The following is a 14,384-nucleotide window of genomic DNA, read 5'->3' on the forward strand; positions in this document are numbered from 1 at the left end:
GTTCAACCCGAAAAAAACCGGAGGTGAAAGCCTCCGGTTTTTTTGTGTCCAATGATTATTGATTGAGCAGAGGTCGCAGGTATCGACCGGTATGGGATGCCGGGTTGTTAGAGACTTCTTCAGGTGTGCCTTCGGCGATAATTCTGCCGCCACCGGACCCACCTTCCGGACCGAGATCCACGATCCAGTCTGCGGTTTTGATAACGTCCAGGTTGTGTTCGATCACGACCACTGTGTTGCCATGTTCTTTCAGGCGTTGCAGGACGTTCAAAAGCTGCTGGATATCGTAGAAGTGCAGGCCGGTTGTCGGCTCATCCAGGATATAGAGTGTCTTCCCGGTATCGCGTTTAGACAGTTCCTTGGCCAGCTTCACTCGCTGCGCCTCGCCTCCCGATAGCGTCACCGCGCTCTGTCCAAGGCGGATGTAAGACAAGCCCACATCCATCAAGGTTTGCAGTTTTCGCGCAAGAAACGGAACGGCTTCGAAGAACTCTCTGGCCTCCTCGACCGTCATTTCCAATACTTCGTGGATGTTCTTGCCTTTGTAGCGGACCTCAAGGGTTTCACGATTGTACCTCTTGCCTTTACACACATCGCAGGGCACGTAAACGTCTGGCAGGAAATGCATCTCGACTTTGATCACGCCGTCACCCTGGCACGCCTCGCAGCGTCCACCCTTGACGTTGAAAGAGAATCGGCCCGGCTTGTAGCCTCGTGAGCGCGCTTCCTGTGTTCCGGCGAACAGCTCGCGGATGGGGGTGAAGAGCCCGGTATAGGTGGCCGGATTAGACCTGGGTGTGCGGCCGATTGGGCTCTGGTCAATATCGATCACCTTGTCGAGGTGATTCAGGCCTTTCAGGTTCTGATAGGGCGCATGGGTCAGGCTGGTGGCCTTATTCAGGCGCGCTGCGCAAACCGGGTAAAGGGTGGCGTTAATCAGGGTGGACTTGCCCGAACCAGATACGCCTGTGATGCAGGTCATGATGCCAAGCGGCAGATCGAGCGTCACGTCCTGCAGGTTGTTGCCGCTGGCTCCTGTCAGTACCAGGCTCTTGCCGTTACCTTTTTCGCGGCGGGCCGGAATGGCGATTTCTTTGGTGCCGCTAAGGTACTGGCCTGTCAGCGAGTCTTCATTGGCGATGATCTGCTCCGGGGTGCCCTGGGCGATAACATGGCCGCCATGGACGCCAGCGCCAGGACCGATATCGATCACATGGTCGGCTGCTCTGATGGCATCTTCATCGTGTTCAACCACGATAACTGTGTTGCCCAGGTCACGAAGGTGGGTCAGTGTTGCGAGCAGACGGTCGTTATCGCGTTGATGAAGGCCAATGGAGGGTTCATCCAGAATATACATGACGCCGACCAGGCCTGCGCCAATCTGACTTGCGAGGCGAATTCGCTGCGCCTCGCCACCAGAGAGCGTGTCTGCGCTGCGTTCCAAGTTCAGGTACTCAAGCCCTACATTCACCAGAAACTGTAATCGCTGCCGTACCTCTTTTAGGATCTTTTCCGCGATTTCGCCTTTCCGGCCGGGTAGCGCAAGCGTCTGGAAATACTCGTGTGCTTCACCCACCGGAAGGTGAGTTACGTCTGCAATGTTGTTCTGCTCGATGAATACGTGTCGAGCGCTGCGGCGAAGGCGGCTTCCGCCACACGTTTTACAGGGCTGTTGGCTCAGGTGCCTTGCCAGCTCTTCGCGCATGCTCTGGGAATCGGTCTCTCGATACCGGCGCTCAAGATTTGGCAGTATGCCTTCAAACGGGTGGGCCTTTTCCATGATGTGGCCACGGGAATTCACGTATCGGAAGGGGATGTCTTCATCTGTGCCATAAAGGAGTGTTTCTCGAAACTGTTCCGGCAGTTCGTCCCAGGGCGTGTCCATATCAATGCCAAAGTGTTCCGCAACACTGCTTAGCATCTGGAAGTAATAGACGGCCCGGCGATCCCATCCTTTGATGGCGCCCTCTGCCAGGGTCGCCTCTGGGTGCTGAACGATTTTCTCAGGATCGAAAAACTGTTTTACGCCCAATCCGTCACAGGTGGGGCAGGCGCCGGCCGGGTTGTTAAAAGAAAACAGTTTGGGTTCCAGCTCACTCAGGGCATAACCACATTGGGTGCAGGCATAGCGTGCCGAGAATGTCTGCTCATCACCATCGCCGTCCATGGGCGCAACCAGAGCAATCCCGTCTGCCAGGCCGAGCGAGGTTTCGAAGCTTTCTGCCAGCCGTTGTTCGAGCCCTTCTTTCACTTTAAACCGGTCGACTACCACATCAATCTGGTGTTTCTTTTTCTTGTCCAGAGGTGGTACTTCGTCGATGTCGTAAACTTTGCCGTCGACACGAAGGCGAATGAAACCCTGACTTTTCATAGTGTCGATCACATGCTGATGTTCGCCTTTGCGGTCTCGAATCACCGGCGCCAAAATCATCAGCTTGCTGCCTTCTTCCATTGCCAGGACCTGATCGACCATCTGGCTGACGGTCTGGGCTTCCAGCGGTTGGCCGTGGTCCGGGCAGCGGGGTTCGCCAGCCCTGGCAAACAGTAGCCGAAGGTAATCGTAGATTTCGGTAATCGTGCCAACGGTGGAGCGAGGGTTGTGGGAGGTGCTTTTCTGTTCGATTGAAATGGCCGGTGATAGACCTTCGATGTGATCTACATCCGGTTTTTCCATCATCGACAGGAACTGGCGTGCGTAGGTTGAAAGAGATTCGACGTAGCGGCGCTGGCCTTCCGCATAGAGCGTGTCGAAAGCGAGGGACGACTTGCCCGAGCCTGACAGGCCGGTGATCACGATCAGTTTGTCCCGCGGCATATCCAGGTCAATGTTTTTCAGATTGTGGGTTCTCGCCCCTTTGATCTGGATATGATCCATAATTCTCCCCGGTCGAAAAAAACGATTAGTATACCGCGTTTGATCCTCTGGCGGCCAAAGTGCAGCGGATCTGTTTTGTGCCCTGGCAATGCCTTGGGCTCGGCGCATCTGTTACAATGCGCCGCCATTATCGTCGGCATTGCTTAACCATCAACACCTGTGGAAGGCCCACCATGAATGCTCTTGAAAGGCGCTCTGTAGCAGCACTGGCATCGGTTTACGCCATGCGTATGCTCGGCCTGTTCATGGTGATGCCCGTGTTCGTGCTGTTGGGCAGTGATCTCGAAGGTGCAACGCCCGCGCTCATCGGCCTGGCCATTGGCATTTACGGCCTGGGGCAGGCAGTCCTACAGATCCCGTTCGGCATGCTCTCGGACCGGTTTGGCCGCAAGCGCATGATTTACATCGGTCTGGCACTCTTCGCCATCGGCAGTCTGCTGGCTGCTTCCGCTGAGTCGATATACGTTGTGATCGCCGGTCGGATTCTTCAAGGATCGGGTGCCATTGCCAGCGTGCTGATGGCTCTGCTCAGCGATCTGACCCGTGAGGAAGAGCGCACCAAAGCGATGGCCACGGTTGGCATCTCAATCGGCTTGTCATTTTCTTTGTCGCTGGTTCTGGGTCCGCTGTTGGGCGCTGTCTTTGGGTTATCGGGAATTTTCTATGTAACAGCTGCTCTGGCAGGCATCGCTGTGGTGATTGTCCATCGTTTGGTGCCAACGCCGCATCAGCATGTCTCCAGCGCGGATACGCAACCTGCCCGTGACATGCTCTCGCGAGTATTGCGGGATCCCAGGCTGTTGCGTCTGGACTATGGCATCTTTGCCCTTCATCTGGTTCTTACGGCCGTATTTCTGGTTTTTCCGACCCTGCTGCAGGAACAGTTCGGGTTGCCGTCCAGTTCTCATTGGTGGTTCTACCTTACCGTGATGGTGACGTCGTTTTTTGCCATGGTTCCTTTCATCATCATCGGCGAGAAAAAGCGCAAAATGAAGCCGGTGCTGTGTGGGGCTATCGTGCTGTTGACCGTCGCTACCGCAGCAATCGGGCATGTATCCCATGCGCTTCTGGTCGCCTGGGGCGTTCTGTTTTTCTTTTTCATGGCGTTTAATCTGCTGGAAGCCAGCCTGCCTTCACTGGTCAGCAAGGAGTCGCCGGCTGCGGCCAAAGGCACCGCCATGGGCGTGTACTCCACCTCGCAGTTTCTGGGTGCATTTCTCGGAGGGTCGCTCGGTGGCATACTGCTGGAACATGCCGGTTTGCAGGGCGTAATCTGGTTGATGGTGGGCGTTTTGCTGATCTGGTTGTTGGTTGCGTTGACCATGCCTGCGCCGGGTTATACAGGAAGTTTCGTGGTACAGTTGCAGCATGAAGCGCCCGCTCATTTCGACGATATCGATGAGAGCCTGAGGCGGCTACCGGGTGTGCAGGATGTGGTGATTCTGGAAGAGGCTGACACGGCGTACCTGAAGGTAGACAGGCGTCAGTTTGATGCGCTTAGCCTGGCGGATTTTCCATTCGTGCGGCCCATAAAAGAACCTTAAACCCGTTTGGCTGAAAGGACACGAGCCAGACTAAAACAGATTGTCAGGAGTAAACCATGGCACGAGGCGTAAACAAGGTTATTCTGATCGGCAACCTGGGGCAGGACCCTGAAACCCGCTACACCCCAAACGGGAATGCGGTGGTGAACCTGAACCTGGCAACCGATGAAAGCTACAAAGATCGTCAGTCTGGGCAGCTGGTTCCCAAAACCGAATGGCATCGTATTGTCATGTTCGGCAAGATTGCGGAAGTGGCTGGTCAGTACCTGCGCAAAGGCTCAAAAGTTTATATCGAAGGCAAACTCCAGACTCGCAAGTGGCAGGGCCAGGATGGTCAGGACCGTTATACCACCGAAGTGGTTGTCGATATCAATGGGCAGATGCAGATGCTGGACAGCCGTGGGGGTGACGGCGGTGGTATGAGCCAGGGCGCCCCAGCAGGTCGCCCGCAGCAGTCCAGTCAGCCGCCGGCTCAGAGTCAGCAGAATCAGCCATCCCAGAGCAGCATGCCGGAACCGATTGATGACTTTGATGATGATATTCCGTTCTGACGAGAGCGGTATATCGAGTAAAAGCTTCGGAATACTGGAGTTTTTTTACTTCCGGTGAGTTGCAAGAGCGGGTTAAAAAGTTCGCAAAACATGGCATTAGAAGCGATACTTCAACTAGTATTGAGACGTGGTGCGTATTTTCCTGCTTTTGCACGCTGAGGCTATCGAGTGGTCCGAAGCTTAATAACAAAAATAGTCGGTCGTTCAAAACGCCGGCACACGCTGTATCTAGAGATTCGCCCCGATGGCATTGCCTGGGCGACTCCCGGTAATGAAGCGGGTTTTATCGAGTGCTCTCCCGCCAAACGAGAGCAGGAGCTCGCTGCAGCGGTTGAACAGAACGGTTGGACCGGGGCCAGCACGACTCTGGTTCTTCCGTTGGATCAATACCAGGTCTTTCAGTTGGATCGGCCTGAAGGTGTTGAAGAGTCTGAACTGGGCGATGCGCTGAAATGGAAGTTGAAAGACTTCCTGGATTTCAGCCCTTCCGACGCCGTATCTGATGTGTTTCCCTTCCCAAAAGACGCCTCCAGAGGCCGTGGCGATCTGGTCAACGTCGTTGCCGCGCGCAAATCGTTAGTCCGGGAACTGGTGGATCTGGTCGAAAACAGTGATCTCGAACTGGTATCCATTGATATTGCTGAGCTGGCGCTACGCCATCTGGTCGCCCGCCTGGATGAGAGCCAACGGGGCGCCGCATTGGTTCACATGCGGGGGCGTTACGGACAGATGGTGGTTTGCAAAGGCGATGTTCTTTACCTCTCCCGCCGTCTGGACGTTGCCGCTGAGGATTTGCACGATGCGTCTCGTCAGGAAAACGCTGTGCAATCGCTCGCACTGGAAATGCAACGTTCACTGGATTATTACGAGAGCCAGCTAGGGCAGGTCCCGCCTGCGTTGATCCGTTTCGTGACCCGGGATACGTCGCTGCCGCTGTCCTCAATGCTGGGTTCCTATCTTGCGGGCGTTGTTGAGCCCCTGGACTGGTCCGACGTGGGTGTTGAAGATGGCATAGACAGTCGTTGTCTCGTAGCTTGGAGTGCGAGCCTTGCTGCCGCAAACCGATCCTCTGACGAACGCCAGGAAGTCGATCTGTACGTGGAAGAGCTCCGCCCGCGTAAAGAAAAACTCCAGGCAGGCAGTGCCGTGGCCTTGTTGATGGTGGTGTTGCTCTTCCTGATAGCCGTTGCCGGATTTGTTCGTTATCAGAACGCTGAGTTGACCACCAAGCTTGCCGATCAACAACGGCGCACCGATCAATTACAGCAAACTGTTGATCAGCTCACCCGAGAGGCCGAAGCACGTCAGCCGGATCCACAGATTGAAGCGGCACTGCAGCGAGTTAATGACACGTTGATCCGACGGCAGCGCTTACTGGCTCAGGTTGAGCGCTTGATGACTGATGACTCGGCCGGTTTCGCCGCATCACTGTCTGCGCTCGCCAGGCAGGTTCCGGGCGGGTTATGGCTGACCCGCATTCAGTTGAATTCCCAAACCGACCATGTGGCGCTGAATGGCCGAACCCAGGCCGGTCAGCTGGTTCCTCAGTACCTGGAAGCGTTGGGTGAAGAGCCGGCGTTTCAGGGGCGCACCTTTGGTCTGTTCAGGCTGGATCGTGGTGAGGATAAACGCTGGATCGAATTCAGCGTGGCCACAGATCAGGATGCGGAGGACGCTGAATGAGCGCGCTCAAGCAATACTGGGAGCAAGGTGCGAACTGGTTCAACGAGCGCCCGATACGGGAACGAGCGCTGATCACAATTACCGTGCTGGTGCTGTTCCTGGTGGTGATCTGGGAGTTGGCGGTCACCCCTGTGGTTTCACGCAATGAATCGCTCAATGCGCAGATAGCCAGTTTGGCCCAGCAGGAACAGGCTCTGTTGGAACAGCAACGGTCTCTAACCCAACGCCTGGCCTCTGATCCATCTCAGGAGCTGAAGGAGCGTTTGGCGTCTCGGCAGGCTCGATTGGACAGGCTGGACGCACAGCTCGCAGAAACGACTGGCAAACTGATCGCGCCGAGAGCAATGGTTAAGCTGCTTCAGGATATCCTGGCGGCGCAGGAAAAACTGGAACTGGTCAGAGTCGAGTTGCTTGCGCCCACGCCGATTTTTGATCAACGTGGCCAGTCATCTGCGGGCGATGGCGAGCCAGAATCCGACAATCGCTCCGGGCCGTTGCTTTATGCTCACGACGTTGAGTTGGTTATTCGGGGCGGCTACCTGAACGTACTGGAATATGTTCAAACCCTGGAAGCGATGGATAGCCGGCTGGGGTGGGTATCGCTGGATTATGAAATGCAGGAATACCCGGATAACGAAGTCCGTCTTCGGGTAAGAACCCTGAGTCTTGACCGGGCCTGGCTGGGAGTCTGACATGACGAACCGAGCTAACTGTATTTTATGCAGATTTCTTGTGCTGATTCTGGCTTTGTGGGCCGGGCTAGCTCACGCATTGAACGATCCAACGCGCCCTAACGGTTTTCAGACACCAAAGGTGGAATCAAAACCGCAGCGGTCGTTTTCTCTTGAGTCGATCATCATCGGTGCAGGCCGCAAAGTGGCCGTAATAGACGGACAAGCCCGCCAGGAGGGCCAAATATTCCAGGGTGTTCGCTTAAAGCGGATATATCCAGACCGGGTAGAGCTGATTGTTCAGGGACGAGTACGCGTTATCAGTCTTGAAACCCTTCCGCAGGTGCGGAGTTCCCAATGACACAGATACGAGCAGCCATGACATTCAATCAGACCATGATTAGCCTGGTGATGGTCGTCGCCTTGGCAGGATGCAGTAACAATCCGCTGATGCGAACCAGCCAGGCAACGTCCACAGATGCCGCCCAGGCCATTGATGACGAGCTTGCCGAGGCGGCAGGTGAGCCGAAAGAGCAGGATGAAGCAGGTGCAGAAACTACGCCTGCCATGGACGATTCTCTGAGCCAGGCTCTACTGCCATCTCTGGAAAGCGGTACCGGAGGGGATGAACGATTCGATGTGAATGCCAGCGGGCTTGCCGCAGGCCCATTCTTTCAGGCCCTGGTGGAGGGAAGCCGCTACAACGTGGTGGTGTATCCGGGCGTGGAGGCCCAGATTGACCTGAGGCTGCGCGATGTTTCCGTGCCTGAGGTTATGGATATTGCCAGTGAACTCTATGGCCTGGACATTGAGCGCAACGGGCGCCTGTTCCAGGTGAAAACAAGCAGCGCGCAGACCCGGATGTTTCCCATCGATTATCTGCACTTCAAGCGTCGTGGCGGGTCAGAGACCCGTGTCAGTTCGGGGCAGGTCAGCAGCTCCAGGAATAGTTCCGGAGCGTCAAGCGCCTCTGATGGCCAAGATCAAACCACGAACCTGGTCGGCACCCAGATTTCCACAGAAACCGAATCCAATTTCTGGGAAGACATCGAGCAGGCGCTTGAGATGATTGTTGGGGCAAAGGGTGGCAATCAGGTGATCGTCAATCCCGGCGCCGGTCTCGTCATGGTTCGGTCGGACAGTCAGGGCATGCGCCAGGTGGAGGAATATCTGCGCCGTACTCAGCTGATCATGCAGCGTCAGGTCGTGCTGGAAGCCAAGATCCTTGAGATTCAGCTGAATGAGGGTTATCAGCAGGGGGTTAACTGGGCTGATCTCCAAAGTGCGTCAAGTATTACCGCGTCGGATGGTTTACCAGAAGACTTTACGGCTCAGGCCCTGGCGGGGCAGGTGATTCAGACCTCTGATATTGGCGGTCTGTTTTCGGCCAGTGTGCGCGCCGGCGATTTCACCGGCCTGATCGAGTTGCTGGGCAATCAGGGCAACGTACAAATCCTGTCCAGCCCCCGGATTTCTACCGTCAACAACCAGAAGGCCGTCATCAAGGTAGGAACCGATGAATTCTTCGTGACCGACATTGATTTTGAAGACGACAGTAATGCCAATTCGTCGTCCGACAGCACGTCCACTTCGGTTGAGCTGACTCCGTTTTTCTCCGGCATCTCACTGGATGTGACACCACAGATTTCCGAAGACGGCACCATCATTCTCCACGTGCATCCCTCGGTCAGTGAAGTGAGCGACCAGGAGAAACTGATCACGGTCGGAAACCGCGATGTCACGCTTCCTCTGGCACGGAGCACGGTAAGAGAGACGGACAGCGTGATCCGGGCCGAAAGTGGCCAGATCGTGGTGATTGGTGGCCTGATCCAGAATTCCAGCGAGGACAACAACTCGGCCGTTCCCTTCTTTAGCGAAATTCCTGTTGTGGGCGAATTGTTCAAGCAGCGGAAATTCGAATCCACCAAAAGTGAGCTGGTCATACTTTTGCGTCCTATCGTTGCGGGGGCAGAGGAAATGAAAGCGGACGTATCGGCCAGCCGGGAACGCATGAGAGTGCTGCGCGAAGTGCTGGAGTCCTCGAAGTCGACCATTCCTCAGGCGGAGAAAGCCAGGCGATAGCATGTACGAAGCCCATTTCGGACTGCAGGAAGCACCGTTTGCATTGACGCCCAACACCCGCTACTTCTTGCGGGCGCGCAGCCACAGCGATGCGCTGGAGTTACTGCTGGTCGCCCTGAAAGAGCGTGAAGGCTTTATCAAGATCACGGGCGAGGTGGGCACGGGAAAAACCCTGCTTTGCCGTCTTCTGCTCAATGAGCTGGAGCAGGAAGCTTACACCGCCTATATTCCGAACCCCCATCTGACGCCCGAAACGCTGTACGAGGCGGTCGCTGAAGAGCTGGGCGTGGATGTCAGTGCCTGTGGCAACACCCATCAGGTTCTGAAGGCTCTAAATGACCGGTTGATTGCTCTGGCCATGGAGCAACGCCCGGTTGTGTTGGTGATTGATGAAGCTCAGGCGATGCCGGAAGCAACCATCGAAGCGCTTCGGCTGCTGACCAATCTGGAAACAGAAAGCATACGACTGTTGCAGGTGGTGTTGTTTGGCCAGCCAGAATTGGATGAGCTGCTGAAGCGAGACAGCCTGCGCCAACTCAGGCAGCGAATCACGTTTCAGTATCGCCTGGCACCGCTGGATAAGGTGCTGGTGGCACAATACTTACGCCACAGGCTGGCACAAGCCGGCTATAACGGCGGTGAGCTATTCTCCTCACCGGCTCTGCGGCTGATCACTCGATCCTCTGGCGGTATCCCAAGGTTGGTCAACATCATTGCTCACAAAGCATTGCTCGCCGCCTGGGGTAAAGGTGATCGCCAGGTAAGTCGGGGACATGTGATGCAGGCCATTCGCGATACCGACAGCGCTCAGGTGCCAAACCTGCTGGTGAGGTGGTTATGAGCCTGCTCAATGATGCCCTGAGGGCAGCGGAACACCGGCAGCACAGACCGGAGGCGCCAAGTGCCTACACCGGCCATGCCGTTCAGGGAGGCCAGGGTGGCCGTCGTTGGCTGGTTATCCTTTTGCTCTTGATCATGCTGGTGGCTGGCATAGCGACGGCTTATTGGCTAGTTACTCGGGAAATGACTTCGCCTAGCGCCGACAGCACGGTAGCACTGGCTGAATCCCGCGAGGGTGAAATTCAGCGCTCACAGGCTGCAGAGGCCGATCCGCAGCCTGCTTCTTCCGTTGAAACCCGCGTTGAAATCGTCGCTCCCGCTCCTTCTGAACCTGAGAGGGAAAGTTCCACGAAAACATCACCCGCGCCTGAACCACGGGTTGCCGATCAACTCGAGAAACCGGAACCAGAAGTGGCGGCGAGAGAGCCAGCAGAATCCGCCAGGGCTGCGTCTGAGCAGCAGCCACAGGAAGCCGAATCCAACAGCGCAACAGTTGAGCCTGAAGAGTCCGAAACACCAGTGGTAAAAACGACGCCCCAGAGCCCGGAGGCAAATGACCGTCAAACGGCCAAAAATCTTGAAAGCCTGGTGTCTGATGGTCGAATCGAAGAGGCCGAACGTCGTCTCGCCGGACTGATACAGACACAGGAAGCGCCTCTTAGCCGGTTTGTTGTCGCCAGAGCGCTGTTGGTTGAGGGTGATCCTGGTCGCGCCCTGAACTGGTTGCCATCAATTGCCGCCGGTCGTGACGCACGGTTGCGAATGTTGAGGGCGCGGGCTCTGCATGCCAATGGAGAGTTGCAGGCCGCATTGGAAACGCTGCAATCCCGAGTGCCGGCGGTGGCGGATCAGCCAGAGTACCGAGTGACACTAGCTACGTTGTTACAGCAACAGGGGAACAGTGAAGAAGCGGCGCGCCACTGGGCCGAACTGATTGCCTGGGACGATAGTAAAGCGCCCTGGTGGGTCGGCCTGGCCATTTCACTTGAAGACCAGGGTCAGGTCCGCAGCGCCGCAAGGGCCTATGAACAGGCGGCAGCATTGCCGGGTTTGTCGCCTTCGCTGGCAGATTACGTGCAGCGTCGGCTGCGGTCTCTGAGGGCAGGATGATTCATGGCTGAAGCGAAGAAAAAGATCCGAATTGGCGATCTGCTTGTCCAGAACGAAGTCATCACTGAACAGCAGTTGATGACCGCTCTGCGTGAGCAGAAAAACACGGGCCGCAAATTGGGCCGGACGCTGATCGATCTTGGCTATGTCGAGGAGGATAACCTTCTCAACATTCTTTCGCGTCAGCTGGACGTCCCTTTCGTGCAACTCCGTCATTACCAGTTCAACAATGAACTGGTAAAGAAACTGCCCGAGGCTATGGCCCGGCGGTTCCGAAGCATTGTGCTGGCGGAACAACGGGGCGAATTGCTGGTGGGCATGGCCGACCCGCTCGATATTTTTGCCTACGACGAGCTGGTTCGGGTACTCAAGCAGCCCATAAAGCAGGCGGTAGTTCGCGAAAGCGAGTTGCTCAGCACCCTGGACCTGGTTTACCGCCGCACGGATGAAATTGCGTCGCTGGCGGAAGAGCTCGAAGACGAACTGGGCGACGATGCCTTTGATCTGGCGGATTTGTCTGCCGAATCGGAAAGCGCAGAAGCACCCGTTGTAAAACTGCTCCAGACACTCTTTGAGGATGCGGTACAGGCCCGCAGCTCGGATATTCACATCGAACCTGACGAGGCCGTTGTGAGGATTCGCCAGCGGGTCGATGGTGTGCTTCAGGAACAGGTGATGAAAGAGAAGCGCGTAAATTCCGCGCTGGTTCTGCGCCTGAAGCTGATGGCCGGTTTGAACATTTCTGAAAAACGCGTACCCCAGGATGGCCGTTTCAACGTGCGGGTAAAAGGCCGCAGTATCGATGTGCGGGTATCCACCATGCCGGTACAGTACGGTGAGTCGGTCGTCATGCGACTGCTGGATCAAAGCCAGGGCATGCTGAACCTCGAAAGCACCGGGATGCCGCCGAAGCTTCTGGAGCGTTTTCGCCGCATGATCAAGAAGCCGCACGGAATGATTCTGGTGACCGGGCCAACCGGTAGCGGTAAAACCACCACACTTTATGGCGCTTTGACAGAGCTGAACCGCCCTGAAGTGAAAATCATCACGGCGGAAGACCCGGTGGAATACCGGCTGCCACGTATTACCCAGGTGCAGGTGAACCCCAAAATTGGGCTTGATTTTGCCTCGGTACTGAGGGCTTCCCTACGTCAGGACCCGGACGTGATTCTGGTCGGTGAAATGCGAGACCACGAAACCGCCGAGATTGGCCTGCGTGCCGCGATGACTGGCCATCTGGTGCTGTCGACCCTGCACACCAATGACTCCATCAGCAGCGCGATGCGCCTGATTGATATGGGCGTTGAGCCGTTTCTCGTTGCCAGTTCATTGCTGGGTGTTGTGGCGCAGCGGTTGGTACGAAAAGTCTGTGACAACTGTGTGGAGTCATACGAGCCCACCGACCAGGAGAAAGTCTGGTTGCAGGGTTTTAATCTGGATCCACTGGACCTGGAAGCAGGATTCGTACACGGCCGCGGCTGCTATCAATGCAGTAACAGTGGCTACAGGGGTCGACTGGGTGTTTACGAAATGTTGGAAATGAACGAGCGAATGCTGGACGCCCTGCGTCGTCAGGATATCGCCGAGTTCACCAGGGAATCCAGAAAAAGCAGCTTGTATCGCCCCCTGGGCCTATGCGCTATGGACTTTGCACTTCAGGGCGTAACGACACTGGATGAGGTATCCCGCGTTGCTGCAACCTCTGAAGGGGACGTATCGTTGGAGGACGTGCCTGAATTGGTCGATGAAGTGGCCGAGGATAGCTCGCCTGAGGAGAGTGACTGATGCAGTTCGCCTACCGCGGGAAAGACAGCCGAGGGGCCACTCAGCAGGGGGACCTGGCTGCCCCTAATGCCGATGCGGCGGCGTCTGAACTGATGCGTCGCGGTATAACGCCCCTGTCAATTCGCGAAATTGAACAATCGGATTCGCTCAGCGACAAACTCTCGAAACTGCCGCTGTTTCGCAAGAAGGTGTCTCTGGACGAGCTGATTGTTTTCTGTCGGCAGATGTACGCGTTAACCAAAGCCGGAATTCCGTTGATTCGCACCATGCGTGGGCTGGCCGATACCACGCGTTCGCCGGAACTCGGCGAGGTTCTGGATGACGTCACTTCCCGTTTGGAAGGTGGTGCGACCATGGCGGCAGCCATGCAGGCACACCCGAAGGTTTTTCCGGACCTGTTCATCGCCATGATTCATGTGGGTGAGAATACCGGTCAGCTGGATGACGCGTTCAAGCGGCTGTCAGACATTCTTGAACTGGAACGAGACACCAAGCGTCGTCTCAAGCAGGCCATGCGGTACCCGACTTTTGTGGTTATCGCTCTGTTCGGGGCCCTGATGGTGGTGAACTTTCTGGTTATTCCAAAGTTCTCAGCGGTGTTCACCAAGCTTGGCGCAGATCTGCCGTTTTTAACCCAGGTTCTGGTAGGAACTTCCAATTTCTTGCTGGGCTATTGGTATTTTTTGCTGGCAGCGATCGTTGTCGGGGCCATCCTGGTCAAGCAGTGGAAGGAAACCGAACAGGGCCGCCTTACGTGGGATAGGTATAAATTGAAGATGCCTATTATCGGGCCACTGTTAGAGCTGATTACGTTGAGCCGTTTCGCCCGTAATTTTGCGAGCATGTTATCTGCGGGTATGCCAGTCACGCGTGCTCTGAGTGTTGTGGCGGATGCAACGGACAATGCCTGGATTTCCACTCATATCAAAGAAATGCGATATGGGATCGAGCGAGGGGAGAGTCTGCTTCGTACGGCTCGGCACAGCGATATGTTTACTCCGCTGATCCTGCAGATGATTGCCGTTGGTGAGGAAACCGGCTCTGTAGACAACATGCTGGTAAACGTAGCGGACTTTTACGACGAAGACGTGGATTACGGTTTGAAGCGGCTGGCGGAATCGATTGAGCCCATCCTTATCGTGGCCATGGGCATCCTGGTGTTGATACTGGCGCTGGGTGTATTCCTGCCAATCTGGGATCTGGGGGCGGCCGCCATGGGGCGGGGGTGATTTACAAGGAGCGG

At 56.0% G+C, this 14,384-nt stretch carries 10 protein-coding genes; 9 read left to right on the forward strand and 1 reads right to left on the reverse strand.

The window, feature by feature from the left end; genetic code table 11:
* Positions 1–55: 55 nt before the first annotated feature.
* A complete protein-coding gene (uvrA, locus tag QLQ17_RS15605) occupies positions 56–2,875 on the reverse strand; it encodes an excinuclease ABC subunit UvrA (protein WP_283210534.1) in 2,820 nt (939 codons plus the stop codon).
* A 173-nt stretch (positions 2,876–3,048) separates the two neighbouring features.
* Between uvrA and QLQ17_RS15610 the strand changes: the two genes are divergently transcribed.
* The 9 genes from QLQ17_RS15610 to QLQ17_RS15650 all read left to right on the forward strand — a co-directional run bounded on the left by QLQ17_RS15610 (position 3,049) and on the right by QLQ17_RS15650 (position 14,370).
* Positions 3,049–4,419, forward strand: a complete 1,371-nt coding sequence (locus QLQ17_RS15610; protein ID WP_283210535.1) for an MFS transporter — start codon at positions 3,049–3,051, stop codon at positions 4,417–4,419.
* 56 nt (positions 4,420–4,475) lie between these two features.
* Positions 4,476–4,970 carry a single-stranded DNA-binding protein gene (gene ssb / locus QLQ17_RS15615; protein ID WP_283210536.1) on the forward strand — a complete coding sequence of 165 codons (495 nt, stop codon included), beginning with the start codon at positions 4,476–4,478 and terminating at the stop codon, positions 4,968–4,970.
* Between the two features lie 168 nt (positions 4,971–5,138).
* On the forward strand, positions 5,139–6,653 hold the full coding sequence (locus QLQ17_RS15620; RefSeq protein WP_283210537.1) for a PilN domain-containing protein: 1,515 nt from the start codon (positions 5,139–5,141) through the stop codon (positions 6,651–6,653).
* Positions 6,650–7,345: a type II secretion system protein M gene (locus tag QLQ17_RS15625; protein WP_283210538.1), complete on the forward strand. Its 696-nt coding sequence runs from the start codon at positions 6,650–6,652 to the stop codon at positions 7,343–7,345. Before QLQ17_RS15620 ends, QLQ17_RS15625 begins: the two co-directional genes overlap by 4 nt.
* 336 nt (positions 7,346–7,681) lie before the next feature.
* Positions 7,682–9,406 carry a pilus (MSHA type) biogenesis protein MshL gene (mshL, locus tag QLQ17_RS15630; RefSeq protein WP_283210539.1) on the forward strand — a complete coding sequence of 575 codons (1,725 nt, stop codon included), beginning with the start codon at positions 7,682–7,684 and terminating at the stop codon, positions 9,404–9,406.
* A 1-nt stretch (position 9,407) separates the two neighbouring features.
* On the forward strand, positions 9,408–10,247 hold the full coding sequence (locus tag QLQ17_RS15635) for an ExeA family protein (RefSeq protein WP_283210540.1): 840 nt from the start codon (positions 9,408–9,410) through the stop codon (positions 10,245–10,247).
* The gene (locus tag QLQ17_RS15640) at positions 10,244–11,356 is read left to right on the forward strand and encodes a tetratricopeptide repeat protein (RefSeq protein WP_283210541.1); all 1,113 of its coding nucleotides are present in this window, start codon (positions 10,244–10,246) and stop codon (positions 11,354–11,356) included. Before QLQ17_RS15635 ends, QLQ17_RS15640 begins: the two co-directional genes overlap by 4 nt.
* Before the next feature lie 3 nt (positions 11,357–11,359).
* Complete coding sequence (locus QLQ17_RS15645; protein WP_283210542.1) at positions 11,360–13,141, forward strand: GspE/PulE family protein; 1,782 nt, start codon at positions 11,360–11,362, stop codon at positions 13,139–13,141.
* Positions 13,141–14,370: a type II secretion system F family protein gene (locus QLQ17_RS15650; protein ID WP_283210543.1), complete on the forward strand. Its 1,230-nt coding sequence runs from the start codon at positions 13,141–13,143 to the stop codon at positions 14,368–14,370. Before QLQ17_RS15645 ends, QLQ17_RS15650 begins: the two co-directional genes overlap by 1 nt.
* Positions 14,371–14,384: the final 14 nt, after the last annotated feature.

The sequence above is a fragment of the Marinobacter sp. CHS3-4 genome (assembly GCF_030053415.1).
Lineage (GTDB): Bacteria > Pseudomonadota > Gammaproteobacteria > Pseudomonadales > Oleiphilaceae > Marinobacter.